General features: G+C 69.0%; 10 protein-coding genes. 3 read left to right on the top strand and 7 right to left on the bottom strand.

What is annotated here, in order from left to right; all coding sequences use genetic code 11:
• Positions 1–18: 18 nt before the first annotated feature.
• From ACOOHF_RS16955 to ACOOHF_RS16945, 3 genes are read right to left on the bottom strand one after another with little or no spacing between them, the layout of a single operon-like run.
• Positions 19–1,722, bottom strand: a complete 1,704-nt coding sequence (locus ACOOHF_RS16955; protein WP_420462605.1) for an amidohydrolase — start codon at positions 1,720–1,722, stop codon at positions 19–21.
• A gap of 16 nt (positions 1,723–1,738) precedes the next feature.
• The gene (locus ACOOHF_RS16950; protein WP_420462604.1) at positions 1,739–3,442 is read right to left on the bottom strand and encodes an amidohydrolase; all 1,704 of its coding nucleotides are present in this window, start codon (positions 3,440–3,442) and stop codon (positions 1,739–1,741) included.
• A gap of 54 nt (positions 3,443–3,496) precedes the next feature.
• On the bottom strand, positions 3,497–4,024 hold the full coding sequence (locus tag ACOOHF_RS16945; protein ID WP_420462603.1) for a cupin domain-containing protein: 528 nt from the start codon (positions 4,022–4,024) through the stop codon (positions 3,497–3,499).
• A gap of 219 nt (positions 4,025–4,243) precedes the next feature.
• On the opposite strand from ACOOHF_RS16945, the gene ACOOHF_RS16940 reads away from it, so the two are divergent.
• Both ACOOHF_RS16940 and ACOOHF_RS16935 read left to right on the top strand, forming a co-directional pair.
• Positions 4,244–5,512, top strand: a complete 1,269-nt coding sequence (locus ACOOHF_RS16940) for an aminotransferase class V-fold PLP-dependent enzyme (protein ID WP_420462602.1) — start codon at positions 4,244–4,246, stop codon at positions 5,510–5,512.
• Between the two features lie 347 nt (positions 5,513–5,859).
• On the top strand, positions 5,860–7,029 hold the full coding sequence (locus ACOOHF_RS16935; protein ID WP_420462601.1) for an ankyrin repeat domain-containing protein: 1,170 nt from the start codon (positions 5,860–5,862) through the stop codon (positions 7,027–7,029).
• Here ACOOHF_RS16935 and ACOOHF_RS16930 read toward each other — a convergent pair.
• Genes ACOOHF_RS16930 through ACOOHF_RS16920 form a run of 3 tightly spaced genes read right to left on the bottom strand, consistent with a single transcriptional unit; the run spans position 7,000 to position 12,464 of the window.
• On the bottom strand, positions 7,000–10,119 hold the full coding sequence (locus tag ACOOHF_RS16930) for a VPS10 domain-containing protein (RefSeq protein ID WP_420462600.1): 3,120 nt from the start codon (positions 10,117–10,119) through the stop codon (positions 7,000–7,002). The two genes, ACOOHF_RS16935 and ACOOHF_RS16930, sit on opposite strands and share 30 nt — an antisense overlap.
• A 13-nt stretch (positions 10,120–10,132) precedes the next feature.
• Positions 10,133–11,635 (bottom strand): sodium/proline symporter, encoded by a 1,503-nt coding sequence (locus ACOOHF_RS16925; RefSeq protein WP_420462599.1) that lies wholly within the window; start codon positions 11,633–11,635, stop codon positions 10,133–10,135.
• Position 11,636: 1 nt separating this feature from the next.
• On the bottom strand, positions 11,637–12,464 hold the full coding sequence (locus tag ACOOHF_RS16920; protein WP_420462598.1) for a 3-hydroxyacyl-CoA dehydrogenase family protein: 828 nt from the start codon (positions 12,462–12,464) through the stop codon (positions 11,637–11,639).
• Positions 12,465–12,690: 226 nt separating this feature from the next.
• Here ACOOHF_RS16920 and ACOOHF_RS16915 point away from each other — a divergent pair, with 226 nt between their 5' ends.
• Positions 12,691–14,694, top strand: coding sequence for a redoxin domain-containing protein (locus ACOOHF_RS16915; protein ID WP_420462597.1), 2,004 nt, complete (start codon positions 12,691–12,693; stop codon positions 14,692–14,694).
• Here the strand turns inward: ACOOHF_RS16915 and ACOOHF_RS16910 are convergent.
• Complete coding sequence (locus tag ACOOHF_RS16910; protein WP_420462596.1) at positions 14,691–15,125, bottom strand: hypothetical protein; 435 nt, start codon at positions 15,123–15,125, stop codon at positions 14,691–14,693. The two genes, ACOOHF_RS16915 and ACOOHF_RS16910, sit on opposite strands and share 4 nt — an antisense overlap.
• Positions 15,126–15,178 lie beyond the last annotated feature (53 nt).

Here is a 15,178-nt window from a genome sequence, read left to right as displayed (position 1 = left end):
TGGTTCAGGCTTCCTGGCTCAGGCCTCGTGCGTCGTACGGCCGCCGACGACGGTGCGAACCACCTCGATCTCCTTGATCGAGTGCGGGTCCGCCGTGTGCGGGTCGGCGCCGAGGATGGCGTAGTCCGCCAGCTTGCCCGCGGTGATCGAGCCCTTGAGGTCCTCCTCGAAGGAGGCGTGGGCGCCGTTGATCGTGCAGATGCGGAGCGCCTCGGGGACGGAGATCTTCTGGCTCGGGCCCCACTCCCGGCCCTGCATGTCCGTGCGCGTGACCATGCTCTGGATCGCCATCAGCGCCTCGAACGGACCCGGCGGATAGTCGGACGCCCCGGCCACCGGGATGTCATAGTCGAGGAACCTCCGGTGCGCGAACATCCATTCCATCTTCTCCGGCCCGTATTCGCCCCACTTGTTCCCGTGGAAGTGGACGTACGTGTAGAAGGGCGTGGGGATGGCGCCGATGTCCTTGATGCGCTGGAGGAGCGGGTCGTCCACGAGCGAACAGTGCTCGAGGCGGAAGCGGGGGTCGGCCTGCGGCATCTCGCGCTGGGCGCGCTCGTAGGCGTTGAGGCACATGTCGATCGTCTTGTCGCCGTTGGCGTGGATCCCGATCTGGAACCCGGCCCGGACGGCGTCGTCCACCGCCTCGTGGATCTCCTCCTGGGTCATCGTGAGAATCCCGTAGTCGTCGGGGCGCCCGATGTACGGCGTGCGCATGGCCATGGTGCGCTCCGAGGCCGAGCCGTCCGCCCCGTACTTGACGGCCCCGATGCGCAGGTTCTCGTCGCCGAAACCGGTGCGGATCCCCGCCTGCTTGAGGGCCGCGAACAACCCCCCGCCTCCGGAGGGGAAGTAGTACATGCGAAAGCGGAGGTCCCCCGTGTCGTAGGCGTCCTGCAGCGCGGTCAGGCCCTGGCTGCTCCCCCCCGTCTCGTGAACGGAGGTGATCCCGGCGGCGGACATCAGTTGCCCGATGAGGGCGACGCCCTCGGCGCGTTCCTCGCGCGTGCTCCCGCTGGGGACGAGACGCTGCAGCGGCCGCCGCGCGAGTTCGGCCACCTTGCCCGTCAACGCCCCGTCCTCGCGGTAGAAGTGCCCGCCGGGCGGGTCCGGCGTGTCCACCGTGATCCCGGCCAGTTCGAACGCCTTCGAGTTGTAGACGCTCGTGTGTCCGCCACGGTGGGTAACCTGCACGGGGTGGTCGGGGACGGCCTCGTCGATGTCGCGCCGGTTGAGGGGCCGGCCTTCCTCGATCTTGGTGTCGTCGTACAGGAAGCCGACGACCCAATCACCCGGGGGCGTGTTCTGGGCCCGCTCGCGGAGCGCGGACTGCATCCCCTCGATGGTGCGGATGTTCATGTCCACCTGCGTGAGGTGGCGCATGCCCGCCGAGGAGGGGTGGTTATGCGAGTCGATGAATCCGGGGACGACGGTGCCGCCGCCGGCGTCGATCCGCTCGGTGCCCGGCCCGACGAGGTTCGCGATGTCGCTGTTCGAACCCACGGCGAGGAAGCGGCCGCTCTTGACCGCCAGCGCCTCGGCCCGCGGGTTGTCGTCGTCGACGGTGTAGATCGTGGCGTTGGTCACGACCTGATCCGCGTGACCGGAGCCGCCCCCGGAGGATCCCCCGCTCCCGCCCGGCGCTGCGCAACCCGCCAACGCGGCGCCCCCCGCCGCCAGTCCCGACAGCGCCACGAATTCCCGGCGATTGACCTCGCTCATCCTCGTCTCCTTCATCTCAGGCTTCGTAGGTGGTTCGCCCGCCGACGACGGTGCGCACGATCTCGATCTCCTTGATCGCGAAGGGGTCGACCGCGTGCGGGTCTTCCGCCAGCATTACGAAATCGGCCAGCTTGCCCGCCGTGATCGATCCCTTGATCCCTTCCTCGAACGCCGCGTGCGCGCCATTGATGGTGCACACGCGCAGCGCTTCCTCGACGGAGATCTTCTGGCTGGGACCCCACTCGCGCCCCTGCATGTCCGTGCGCGTGACCATGCTCTGAATGCCCATCAGCGCCTCGAACGGACCCGGGGGATAGTCGGAGGCGCCGGCCACCGGGATTCCATAGTCGAGGAAACGGCGGTGCGCGAACATCCATTCCATCTTCTCGGCGCCGTATTCGCCCCACTTGTTGCCGTGATAGTGGACGTAGGTATAGAACGGGGTCGGGATCGCGCCCACGTCCCGGATCCTGCGCAGGAGGTCGTCGTTCACGAGCGAACAGTGCTCGAGCCGGAAGCGGGGGTCGGCCTGCGGCATCTCGCGCTGCGCCCGCTCGAACGCGTTGAGGCACATCTCTATGGCGAGGTCGCCATTCGCGTGGATCCCGACCTGCCAGCCGTTCCGCACCGCGTCGTCCACGGCCTCGTGGATCTCCTCCTGGTTCATGGTGAGGATGCCGTAGTCGTCGGGACGCCCGACATAGGGCGTCGACATGGCCATCGTGCGCTCGGAGGCTGAGCCGTCGGCCCCGTACTTAATGCCGCCCACCTTGACCCAGTCGTCGCCGAAACCCGTCCGGATGCCGGCTGCCTTGAGGGCGGGGAAGAGGCCGGACCCGCCGTTGGGGAAGACATAGGCGCGAAAGTGAAGTTCGCCCGCGTCGTAGGCGTCCTGATAGCTGACGAGGTCGTTGCCGGCGCCGGTCTCGTGGACGGAGGTGAGGCCCGCCGCGGCCATGCGCTCGCCGATGAGGCGGATGCTCTCCTGCCGCTCCGCGCGCGTGGTGCCGGCGGGGATCAGGCTCTCGAGCGGTTCCTTGGCGCGTTCCGCCACGCGCCCCGTGAGTTCGCCGTTCTCCCGGTAGTACATGCCGCCGGGCGGGTCGGGCGTGTCGGCGGTGATCCCGGCTACTTCGAACGCCCGCGAGTTGTAGACGCCGGTGTGGCCGCCGCGGTGCGTGACCGACACGGGGTGGTCCGGGACGGCTTCGTCGATATCGGCGCGCGTCAGCGGCCGGCCGTCCTCGAGCTTCGTGTCGTCGTACAGGAAGCCCTGCACCCACTGCCCCTGGGGCGTGTTCTGGGCGCGCTCGCCGAGTGCGCTCTTGATGGCTTCGATCGAACGGACGTCGAGGCTCACCTGCTTGAGGTGCTTCGTGCCGGAATAGAAGGGATGGTTGTGGGCGTCGATGAAGCCGGGGACGACGGTCACCCCGCCGCCCTCGATGACGTCGGTGCCGGGGCCGATGAGGTTCGAGACGTCGGCGCTCGAGCCGACCGCGAGGAAGCGGCCACTCTTCACGGCGAAGGCCTCGGCCCGGGGAGTGTCGTCGTCCACGGTGTAGACGGTCGCGCCGCGGACGACGAGGTCCGCGTGGCCTCCACCCGCGCCGCCGCCCGACCCGCGGTTGCCGCCGGGGCGTGCGCAGCCGGCCGCGGCCGCGCCGCCCGCGGCCAGGCCGGTGAGCGCCATGAAGTCTCGTCGCGTGAAGTTGCTCATCGTCTGCCTCCGAAGCGGGTTACCTGCAGGGCACTGTGCCGGCCCCTGCGGGCTCTACTTTAGCTCGACCAGCTGTTCGGGGTCCACGCGCACCACGATGTAGGTGATCGTCTCGGTGATTTCGCTGAAGCCGTGCGGCGAGCCGGCCGGGATGATGACCATGTCCCCGGGGCCGACATCGCGGCTCTCCCCACCTCCGATGCCGCCGACGGAACTGGGCCCCGTGAGCGTCCGCACCGTCTGGCCCTCGGGGTCGAGCGAGCGCCCGTCGGTGAGTTCGCCTCCCGTCACCATCGTGCCGCGACCGGAGACGACGTAGTAGACCTCCGTCTGGTTGTGGTGCTGGATCGCCCCGAGCGAGGTACTCGGCGGGCGCTGGACGACGCCGAGTCCCACGTTGTGTCCGCCCGCGTCGATGTGCCGGATCTGCTGATCGCTGACTCGGCCCTCCGGTGCGTTCCCGATCGTGGCGAGGATGTCGGCGGCGGAGATGTGTGTCGCAGCCGGGTTTTCCTGGGCGTTGTCCCCTGCGGCGGTCCAGAGGGCGCCCACGGCGAGGGCGACGAGGATCAGTTTCGACATGGCGAGGCTGCATCAGCTCGAGTCGTCGGAGATTCGGCGTGAGCGGCGCATTCTAGATCCGGCTCCGGCCCCCGGTCCACCGGGGAGGACGTTTCCGCGGAAACGTCTCGGCGCCGAATCGCCGCCAGCAGGTCGGGTGCTGTACCGCGAGCGGGTTTCAGGCGTACGTTTCGCGGAGTCCATGACGCGACGCAGGCCAGAGCACGCAGGAGAAGTCGGATGAACGGTTGGAGCCGCAGGAACTTCGTCAAGACGACCGCCGCCGCAGGGCTCGCACTCCCCGCCGTCCCCGCCCTCGCGCAGCACGTCGCGGAACCCGCGAAGGCCGCCGAACCCCGGCCGCGCTCCGGTTCAGGCCCTCGTTCGGACGATGACCCGCTGGGGATCCGGGGTCAGTTTCCGGTCACCGAGGAACTGGCGTATCTGAACACCGCCTCCACGGGGCCGGCACCGCTTCCGGTCCGCGAGGCGCTCGTCGCCTACGCGGACGAGAAGATGACGTACCGGGATCCCGGGAGCCGCGGGCGCGCCGTGGACCGGGCGCGGAGTCGCTTCGCCTCCCTGTTCGGAGCGGACGAGGCCGAGATCGCCTTCCTCTTCAACACGAGCGACGGCGAGAACGTCGTGGCCAACGGGATCGACTGGCGGCCGGGCGACAACGTCGTCATCGATGAACTCCACTTCACCACCGCCTTCGTCGTGTACCGGGAACTGGAGAAGCGCGAGGGCGTCGAACTCCGGATCATCCCCTCACGCGAGGGACGCGCCCACCCCGAGGACTACGACGCGTACACCGACGACCGCACGCGTCTCATCAGCGTGGCGTGGGTCTCGAACCGCAACGGATTCCGGCACGACCTCCCGACGCTGGCCGAGATCGCGCACGCCCGGGGCGGGTACCTGTTCGCGGACGGGATCCAGGCGTTCGGCACGTTCCCGACCAACCTCCACGCCGAGGGCGTCGATTTCGCCTGCGGCAACGGGTACAAGTGGCTCCACGCCGACTTCGGGTGCTCGATCCTTTACGCGCGGAGCGAGCACCACGACTGGATGCAACCCGACCGCTTCGGCCACGCGCAGGTGGCCGAGACGCTCCCGGAGCACCAGTACCGGCTGAGGACGGACGCCCGGAAGTTCGAGCACGGGAGCCTCGCCCTCGGTCCCGTCGCGGCCATGGACGCGGCGCTCGGGTTCATCGGCGAGGTGGGGCTGGCGCCCATCGCCGAGCACACGCATGCGCTCGCCGGCGAACTTCGCGAGGGCGCGGCGGAACTGGGAATGCAGCTGTTCACGCCGCCAGCCAACCCGTCACCGATCGTCAGCTTCTACCACGGGATAGACTCGCAGGAACTCGGCGATGCTCTGAACGCGGAAGGGGTCCGGTTCACGTACCAGGAGGGGGGGAGCCTCCTCCGCGCCGCCGTCGCGATGTTCAACAACCGCGACGATGTCGACCGCCTGCTGGGGGTGATCGCCGCCCGCGTGTAGCCTTCCAAGTGCGGCCCCCCGTGAGCCGCGACGCGAGATCTCGAGCAATCATGGGAGTGTCGGCGCCCCTGTGTCGGCCTATGCCAATTCAAAATCACATTTTGAATTGGCATAGGCTTTCACAGGGACTTCCAGCAACAACCCCAGGCAGGAACTTCGGGTCGCACTCGCGGACGAGATCGGGCGCGCTCGTGGTGAGGACGACTTCCGGCTGCATGCGAAAGCTCACGTAGTCGAAGTTCGCGCACAGCTATCAGCCTCGCGAACCGTCCGCATCGTCTCGCTTCGAACGTTGATTCGGAAAGTCCAACGACCGCTGTCGGAGCGGAGACAAGGAGCGGGGGCCAGTGCGCAACGGGATCAAGGCAGTCGCCCTGCTATCCGGGCTGGGATTCCTGTTCGCACCCTCTGTCGTTGCACAGGACTGTGGACCGACCGCCTTCTTCGGGCCTCTGGAAGCCTCGATCTTCGGGGAGGGGGAGGTTGAGCGCCTTCACGCCTGCCTTTCCACGGGGCTGGATGTGCGGGCGGTGCACGATCCGGAGGGACGTACGATCCTCCACGCAGGGGCTGAGAGGGCCATCAGCGGAGCCTCCATCAGGCTTCTCGTGGCCGCGGGGGCGGATCCCAACGCCAGGAGCGCGAATGGGCGGACACCGCTCTTCCAGGCCGCCGGATGGAACCGGCACGTTGCCGTAACCGACGCCCTGCTGGAGATCGGCGCAGACCCCGGAGGCGAGGACGACCTGGGCCAAACCCCCCTGTTCATTGCCCTCTGGAACGAGAACCCGGTCGTGGTCGGCCCTTTGGTGGAGGCAGGGGGGGACTTGTCGGACAGGATGCGCAGGGGTTGGACAAGTCCTCTTCACATCGCGGCGCTCCACAATCGGCATCCAGAGACGACTCGCGCGCTTCTCTCGACCGGTGCCGATCCGAACGTCAGGAACGACTTGGGCTGGACTCCTCTGCACTACGCTGCACGGAAATCCGCCTTGGCCACCCTCCTGCTGGAGGCCGGCGCAGACTCGCCTCCGCTCCACGCCGCCGTGCTGAACGAGAATACGACGGCCGTGGCGGCTTTCCTTTCGCACGGAGGGGATCCGAACCAAAAGGACTCCGCGGGGTGGTCCTCGCTGCACTTCGCGGCAAACCGGAACGCTCCGGAGATCCTGACGCTGCTGCTTGAAGCCGGTGCCGACCCTAATGCCAAGCTGCCGCCGGGGGGCGGCACGCCCCTTCACGAGGCCGTGTCCGCGCGTGTGGAAGTCGGCATCGTGCGTGCGCTACTGCGGGGAGGAGCAGACCCAAACAGCAAGGAGTGGGGCAACACGCCGCTATACCTGGCCGCCTTGCTGGCGGAGGATCCGGAGGTGGTCCGGGCTCTCCTGGACGCAGGGGCCGACCCCACCATACGTGGCCAACGCGGCTTCCCGGCGGATGAGGCCAGAAACAACCCTGCGATCCGCGATTCCGATGTCTTCGAGCGGCTACGAGTCGGAGGAGGGACCGACCACTGATTCCTGAGGTCGGCCGCCACGCCACGAAGGGAGTGGGTCAAGCGCTTCAAGCCCCGCGTCGGCCGACAGGCGCGAGATCTCTATCCGCGGGAGTCCCTCGGCCTCGAGCCGTTGGTTGAGGCGGGGCAGGTCGTCGCCGAGCAGCCGCTCCAGGGTCTGCAAGTACGCGTCGAGTTCGGCCGACAGCTCGTTGAACACCGCCCGGTAGGCGTCGAGCGGCGTGCCGTCGCCCCGCTCCAGGTGGCTGCGCAGGCCGGTCAGGCGATCGTTCAGCTTGATGGGGAAGGCGATCTTGTCCTTCGGGCTCTGGTTCCGGAGCTGGTAGAGCTCTCCCGCGACCGCTTCGATCCCCGCCGCGAAGGTGGACGCCTCCTCCCTCAGGGCGGGGTCATCGCTACCGGTGACGATCTCGCGTAGCTGCTCGAGGAGGTCTCGCGCCGTGATGACGCCGGTGTTCGCCCGGGTCTCGGCATCGCGGATCGCCAGGGCGAGGCGGAACTGATCGGTGAGCGCCGCGACCGGGATGTCCCCGAGCCTCGGGTCGAGGTGGACGTCGAAACTCACCTCGCGGGTCACGTCGCCGGTCGCGTCGCCGACGGTGAGCCGCGCACGGTAGCGACCCGGAGGCGCCCACGGCCCCACGCCAGGGTCGCCCCCCTCCAGAACGATCCCGGGGAAACTCGCCGCGCCAGGGTAGCGAAGGTCCCAGCGCACGCGGTGGGTCCCGGCCTGCACGAGGCCTGTGTCGAGGGTCGTCACGAACTCTCCGTCATCCGACAGGATGTCGAGTCGCGCACGACTCCCCGGCGCGTTCACCCGGAAATCGATGACCGCGGGGACGGATCGCCGAAATGCGTCGGCCGGCCGGAAGAGGTGCACGTCCGCGCCGCCGGCCTCCGCGTCGAGCTGCCGCAGCGTCTCGATGTCGTCGAGCACCCAGAACGAGCGGCCGTGGGTGCTGATCACGAGGTCGCGCGCCTCGACCGAGAGTCCGGTGACGGGCGTATCCGGAAGCTGGAACGACAGGTCGCTCCACCTCGCGCCCCCGTCGAAGGAGACGAACACGCCGTTCTCGGTGCCCGCGTACATGAGCTCCGCGCGCTCGGGATCCTCCCGGATGACGCGCACGAAGGCGCCATCGGGGATCCCGCCGCCGATCCGGGTCCAGCGCGCCCCGTAGTCGTCCGACCTCCACGCGTACGGCGCCCGGTCGTCCATCTCGTACCTGATCCCGGCCACATGCGCGCTCGCCGGACGGTGCGGAGACACCTCCACGCTCATCACGCGCGTGTGAGGGGGCATGTCGGGGGGCGTGACGTCCTGCCAGTTGCCGCCGCCGTCCCGCGAGACGTGGACGAGACCGTCGTCGGATCCCGTCCAGATCGTCTCTGGTTCGTGCGACGAGAGCCCGATCGAGTAGAGCGTGCCGTAGATCTCGGGCCCGTCCTGGTCCTTGACGATCGGGCCGCCGGAGTCGTCGAGCGTCTCCGGCTCGGCGCGCGTCAGATCCGGGCTGATCCTCGCCCACGACTCGCCCTCGTCGAGGGATCGCCACAGGTGCTGCGATCCGACGTACAGCGCGTGGGGCGGCGCAGGCGCCACCGCGATGGGGTAGGTCCAGTTCCAGCGCTCGGGCATGTCGCGCGCGGGCTCGCCCATGACGATGCGCGGCCACGGCTGGATGTCCGTCATGATGCCGGTCGCCCGGTCGTAGCGGGTGAGCGTGTTCGTCGCGCCCGCGTAGAAGATGTCGGGGTCGGCGGGGTGTGGCGCGATGTAGCCGCTCTCGCCCCCGCCCACCGGGTACATCCATTCCGTGCTTGCGCCCCGCGGGTCCCGCAGATGGGTCGGCTCGGACGAGACGCACACGGTCGTGTTGTCCTGCTGCGCGCCACACGCGTGGTAGGGGAAGTCCGCGGTCGTGGCCAGGCGATAGATCTGTGCCGTCGGATACCGCATCGAAGTCCACGTACGACCCCCGTTCACCGTGACCACGCCACCCCCGTCATTGCCGTTGATCATGCGCAGCGGGTTCGTGGGGTCGATCCACAGGTCGTGATGGTCGACGTGGGACTCGGGCACGCTCTCGAGCGTGAGTCCTCCGTCCGTCGAGCGCATGAGCCGGAAGTTGAGGATGTACAGCGTGTTGCGGTCGACCGGATCCGCCTCGAGGCGCTGGAAGTAGAACGCGCGTTGCCAGATGTCCCGATGGCCGTTGACGAATGCCCACGACGCGCCTCCGTCGTCGGACCTGTACAGCCCGCCCCGCTCGGCCTCGACGTTCGCCCACACGCGGTTCGGGTCCGCGCCCGATACGGTGACCGTGATCTTGCCCAGCATTCCGTCCGGGAGTCCCGGGTTGCGCGTGAGTTCTCTCCATGTGTCGCCGCCATCGGCGGACTTGAAGATCCCCGATCCCTCGCCGCCGCTCCACAGGCGCCACGGCTTGCGATACACCTGCCACAGCGTCGCGTAGAGGATGTCCGGATCGCTCGGATCCATGACGAGGTCGACGGCCCCCGTGCGCTCGTCGCGAAAAAGCACCTTCTCCCACGTCCTGCCCCCGTCGGTGGTCCGGAAGACGCCGCGCTCGGGGTTGGGCCCGAAGGGATGGCCAAGGGCGGCCACGTACACGCGGTCAGGGTCCGTCGGATGGATGCGGATCCGCCCGATCGCGTGCGTGTTGGCGAGGCCGAGGTGTCGCCAACTTTTCCCGGCATCGTCGGAGCGGTAGACGCCATCTCCCTGGAGGACGTTGGCGCGCAACTGCACCTCGCCCATGCCGATGTAGACGATGTCGGGGTCGGACGGCGCCATCGCGACCGCGCCGACCGAGGCGCTGCCGACCTGCCCATCGGTCACCGGCGTCCAGGTCGACCCGCCGTCCGTCGTCTTGAACAGCCCGCCGCCGGTCGCGCCGAAGTAGTACTCGAACGGCCGCTCGGCGTGGCCCGCCACCGCAATCGAACGTCCGCCCCGGTCCGGCCCGATCGAGCGCCACTCCATGGGAGGGAGGAGCGAGACCAGGTCCTGCGCTGCGAGCCCCGGGGACAACGCAGGCAGCAACATCGCGACCAGTACCAGGCGCACGGGCATCGGCCTCCTACCTGATCTCGTCGCGGATCGCGGCCAATTCCTCGGCTGCGTCCGGCGGCGGCTGTGTGAACAGGCTGACGCCGATCGTGACGGCGAATCCGGCGGCGAACCCCGGCAGCATCTCGTACAGGTCGTAGAAGCCCTCCTTGAAGAGCACGACCCAGAGCATGGTGACGAGGAAGCCGGCGATCATGCCCGCCACCGCGCCGGCGCGGGTCGTGCCCGCCCAGAAGAGCGAGCACAGCACGACCGGGGCGAAGGCCGCCGCGAGGCCGGACCAGGCGAAGAGGACGAACCAGAAGATCGCCCGCTCGGCCGTGAGCGCGAGGAGGAGACCCGTGATCCCGAGCACGACCGTCACGGCCTTGCCCAGCACGGAGAGCGCGCGCTGGCGGGCGTCGGGGCGGAAGATCTTCTGATAGACGTCCCGCACCGCCGCGGAGGAGGCGAGGATCAGCAGCGAATCGGCCGTCGACATGATGGCGGCGAGGACGACGACGAGGACGAGACCGGTGAACAGATCCGGCAGCAGCCCCGCGGCCATCGCCGGGAGTGCGGTCTCGGGGTCGGCGAGGTTGGGGTACAGGACGCGGGCGGCCATCCCGGTGAACACGGCGCCCAGGTCGAACACGATGATGCAGCCGACGGCGACCGGCCCCGCCTTCCGGATCTCGCGCTGGTCGCGCGCCGCGAGGAAACGCGCCAGAAGCTGCGGGGCGCCGAGGAAGGCGAGCCCGACGCCCACGAACCCGGCCGCGCTCGCGATCCCGAGCGGAGTGAGCCCGAGTCCGCCGTCGAGCCTCAGGAGGTCCGACCCCGCCGCCTGCAGCCCCTCGAACACGGCGAGCGGTTCGGCCGCCCGCAGCCCGTCCATGAGCGCGCCCCAGCCCCCCACCGCGCTGATGCCGACGAACGGGAGGATCAGCAGGCATGTGAACATGAGCACGCCCTGGGCGAAGTCCGAGTACGCCACCGCCTTGAACCCGCCCACGACCGTGTAGAAGAGGACCACCGCGAGGCCGAGGAAGACGCCCGCGTGGTAGCCGGTGCCGAGGAAGGAATCGAACGCCTTCCCGGTCGCCGTGAGCTGCGCCCCGACGTAGAAGGCGACCATTGAGAGGATGATGACCGCGCCCACGATACGGAACGCGTGCGTCTTGTCGTGGAAACGGTCCTCGAGGTAGTCGGGGACCGTGATCGAACCGTAGCGGTCGGTGAACGCCTTGAACGGCCGCGCCACGTAGGCCCAGGCGAGGGCGACGCCGAGCACTTCGCCGAGCACGACCCACAGCGCGTGCATCCCCAGCGCGTACCCGATGCCGGTGAGCCCCAGCAGGAGCCACGCGCTCTCACCGGTCGCGTTCGAGGAGAAGGCGAGGACCCACGCGGGAAGCTTCTTGCCGGCCGCGTAGTACCCCTCGACGTCGTGCGACTCCTTCCCGCCCCACACCCCAATGACGAGAAGGAAGAGGAGATAGACGACGACCACGCCGATGATCACGGGCGACATGCTATTCCTCCCAGCCGGAGTCGACGGCGGCGACCATCTCGAACGGTCCCGCCGGCCAGCGGTAGCAGTCCTTCATCAGGCGGTCCACCTGTTCGGGCGTGGCCACGCCCTCGGCCACGATCTCGCGCGCCTCGCGAAGGGCGGCCGTGAACACGCGGTTCGCGACGAAGCCCCAGGCCAGCGGCTGGTCCTGCACGACCTCGGGGTTCTTGCCGCAGCGGCGGGCGAGAGCGACCACCGCATCGCGCACCGCGTCGGCCGTCCCCCGGTGGACGACGATCTCCGCCACCCGAATGACGGAGGCCGGCGTCGCCCAGTGCCACCCGATGACGCGTTCGGGCCGGTCGGTGGCCCCCGCGAAGGCTCCGATCGAGAAGCCCGAGCTGTTGGAGGCGAGGATGGCGTGGGGCGGGGCGGCGGCGTCGAGCCGGCGGAAGAGGCGCGTCTTGAGCTGGAAGTCCTCGTACACCGCTTCGATGACGAGGTCCGCGTCCGCCACCGCTTCGGAGAGGTCGGTCGTTCCCGAAAGCCGGCCCAAGGCCCCCTCGGCGACGGCGGCGTCCACCTTCCCGATCTCGACGCCCTTCCGGATGCCGAAGCGCCCGTGCTCGATGCGCTTCGCGGCCCGGTCGAGCGCCTCTTCGCCGAGGTCGTTCATCGCGACCTCCAGCCCGCCCAGCGCGAGCACCTGCGCGATCCCCGCCCCCATGAGCCCGGCCCCCACGACCGCCGCGCGCCGGATGGGATCGACAGTGACGTGCCCGGCCCCGGTTTCCTGCGCGGCCGCCCTCGTCTGGTGTACGCGAATCCCCGCCAGTGGATCACTCATGGGCTTCCCCGGTGTCGTCGTCGAGGTCTGATCGGCGCTCGTGCCGGCGCCCCGGCAGCAGTCGGCTCCCGCCGCCGGTCGTCAGGCGTTGGAGGATGCCACGCCATCCCGTCCCCCGGAAAGGCTGTCCCTCCGCGGATCCCGTTCCGTCCCCGCGCAACCCTCCCCATCTTGGGTCTGTCTCCGTACCGGAGACGCTGCGCGCATTGCCACAGGAGCGAAATCGATGAGACGGTACCTGGCCTTTACCGTGGTGAGCTTGATGGTCCTCGCGGGTTGCGCCGACGCCCGCCCCCAGGCGGAACTGATGGCCGACGCGGCCGCGGACATCGAGGCCATCGAACTGGAGCGGGCCATGGTCCGCTACGACTCGGCCCGGACACGATCTCCAGACGACGCCGAGGCGCACCGGCAGTACGCGACGCTCGCCAACTACTTCAGCCTGAACGCGGAAGCCGCGCAGGCGTGGGAGCGAGCGCTCGAACTGGAACCCGAGCACGCCGCCGCCTGGGAGGGGTACGTCCACGCGCTCCGCTGGGCCGGCATCTTCGAGACGGATCGGAGGTATGGCGAGAAGATCCTGCGGGTTCTCCCCGAGGCGCTCCGCAACGCGCCGGACCGCCCCGTCATGTACGACGATGCGGAAGAGGCGGCGTCGGATCTCGGACAGCTCGACGCCTACGCCGCGATCCTCGCCGAGCATGGGGCGACGCGCAGCGACGACCAGATCCTGCTCCACGCCCTGGGGTCGCTCCGCATCGCACTCGCCGATCAGGAGGAGGGTGACCGGGGCCAGGTAGTGAAGGATTCGATCGGGGCCGCCCTCGACGCGCTCGCCGCCGAGGCCGAAGGCGATCCGAACGTTCCCGCGCCGCTCCTGTACCGGCTCGCGGCGGGCTACGACTTCCGCCTGCTCCGGCGGGAAGACGACGCGGACCGCTGGCTGGAGCGCCTGGAGGCCGCGCCCGACCGTGGCCACCTGGCGGACGACCTCCGCTACTGGGATCTGGCCATCGACTGGCAGGACGCCCTGTACGGCGATGCCGAGGGCGACCGGTGGGACGAACTGTCCCGTCTCGTCGCCGAGGGACTGAAGTCGCCGCAACGTTCGGAACGCGCCGCATGGTTTGTCCGGCGCTACGCGACCGTACAGGCGGAGGTGATGGCCTCCCTGGATCCGGAGCCGTCGTCATCCGAACTGAACTACCCGCGCGTGCCAGCCGAGCCGCCGGGTCCGATGCTCGATCCTGAGGTCGCCGAGTCGCTGTTCACGGCGGCGATGGACGAGATCCGGTGGCAGGACGGAGTCTACGGTTCCACGCTCGCCACGTTGCTCTACTTCGGCATCCAGCCCGAGGTCGTGCTCGAGAAGGCGGTTGCCCTCGAGGAGGCGCTCCGCGCGCACCGCCCGGGATACCTGTATCCGGGAAGCCGAGGCCAGGAGCGGGAGACGTCACGCCGGAGCTTCATCGATCAGGCTCGCGTGATTCAGGCCCGTGCACGCACCCAGCTTGGCGAGATCGAGGCGGCCGGAGCACTGCTCGAGGAACTCGCCACGGAGTCCCGCCGCAGCTGGACGCTGGCGGAATACGGGCGGCACCTCCTTCGGGAAGATCGGCCCGCGGAGGCGCTCGACGTCTTCGTGGAAGCCACCGCCTTCCGCGGTTGGTATCGCGGCGCCGCCGTGGAGACCGCCGCGGCGATCGGCCTGTCCGAGGAGGCCGTGGAAGAGCGGCTCGCCGCGCGCCGCCCGCCCGTCGAAAGGGAACTGGAGTTGCGGGAACTCGGCCGGCGCATCGAGCGCGAGGCGCCCGAGTTCGCCCTCGCGGACCAGACCGGCGTCGAGTGGCGTCTGAGCGACCTCGAGGGGAAGATCGTCGTGCTCAAGTTCTGGGCGACGTGGTGCGGCCCCTGCATCGAGGAATTCCCGCACTTCGTCGAACTCCTGAAGACGTACGAAGGCGACGACAAGGTCGTGTTCCTCACCGTCGCGACCGCAGGGTCTCCCCGCGAACAGGTCGCCGAGCAGATCGAGGAGGGCGGCTTCACGTTCCCGGTGCTGTTCGACGAGCAGGGCCTCGCCCTGGACTACGAGATCCTCGGCTATCCGACCACGCTGTATCTGGATCAGGAAGGGATCATCCAGTTCAAGCGCGAAGGCTTCGAGGAATCCGGCTACGAAGCCGGCGTCGCCCGACGCATCGACGCCCTCCGCGCGGACGCCTTCTAGGTTCCGACTATCCTCACCATCTTGCGCACCTCGCCAGCAGGCGGGCAGAAGGGGTCGGTACTCCGAAGCACCACGGTTGCCACGATCCAGACATCCCTTGCCTCGGCCGGGGCGCGGTAGACCACACGGTGGGTCCCGTCGCCGACACCATCGAGCTGCCCGTACCTTCCGAGCACGCGGTCCCGACCGGTGTAGTACCATGAAACGCAATCCGACGACGTGGGCCGATCCGTGTTCCGGCCGCAGAGCCACCACTCCACGTTTTGTGGCATTCCTCCCTCGAGTGCGTAGATCGCCTCACGATTGACCTGCACCGCGTCCGGTCCCTCGACGCTGTACGGCACGAGGGTCGTGACATCCCCGCAGCCGTCGAGGACAAGCTCTTTGTCACATCCCGACAACAGCAGCGCCAGCAGCAGTATCCGCTTCATACCGTTCTCCGTACCCGCACGGGTCCGTCCAGGGTCCTGCGTCGGCCCGCTCC

It is taken from the genome of Candidatus Palauibacter sp., assembly GCF_965216145.1.
Classification (GTDB): Bacteria; Gemmatimonadota; Gemmatimonadetes; order Palauibacterales; family Palauibacteraceae; genus Palauibacter.
Note: the sequence above shows the minus strand (reverse complement) of the source record. Positions and strands in the feature narration are given on the sequence as shown.

What these genes read in the sequence shown, in the direction of transcription:
- ACOOHF_RS16945 (WP_420462603.1), bottom strand. Translation starts at nt 4,024, where the DNA reads ATGTCGAAACTGATCCTCGTCGCCCTCGCCGTGGGCGCCCTCTGGACC.
- ACOOHF_RS16910 (WP_420462596.1), bottom strand. Translation starts at nt 15,125, where the DNA reads ATGAAGCGGATACTGCTGCTGGCGCTGCTGTTGTCGGGATGTGACAAA.
- ACOOHF_RS16920 (WP_420462598.1), bottom strand. Translation starts at nt 12,464, where the DNA reads ATGAGTGATCCACTGGCGGGGATTCGCGTACACCAGACGAGGGCGGCC.
- ACOOHF_RS16940 (WP_420462602.1), top strand. Translation starts at nt 4,244, where the DNA reads ATGAACGGTTGGAGCCGCAGGAACTTCGTCAAGACGACCGCCGCCGCA.
- ACOOHF_RS16955 (WP_420462605.1), bottom strand. Translation starts at nt 1,722, where the DNA reads ATGAGCGAGGTCAATCGCCGGGAATTCGTGGCGCTGTCGGGACTGGCG.
- ACOOHF_RS16915 (WP_420462597.1), top strand. Translation starts at nt 12,691, where the DNA reads ATGAGACGGTACCTGGCCTTTACCGTGGTGAGCTTGATGGTCCTCGCG.
- ACOOHF_RS16950 (WP_420462604.1), bottom strand. Translation starts at nt 3,442, where the DNA reads ATGAGCAACTTCACGCGACGAGACTTCATGGCGCTCACCGGCCTGGCC.
- ACOOHF_RS16925 (WP_420462599.1), bottom strand. Translation starts at nt 11,635, where the DNA reads ATGTCGCCCGTGATCATCGGCGTGGTCGTCGTCTATCTCCTCTTCCTT.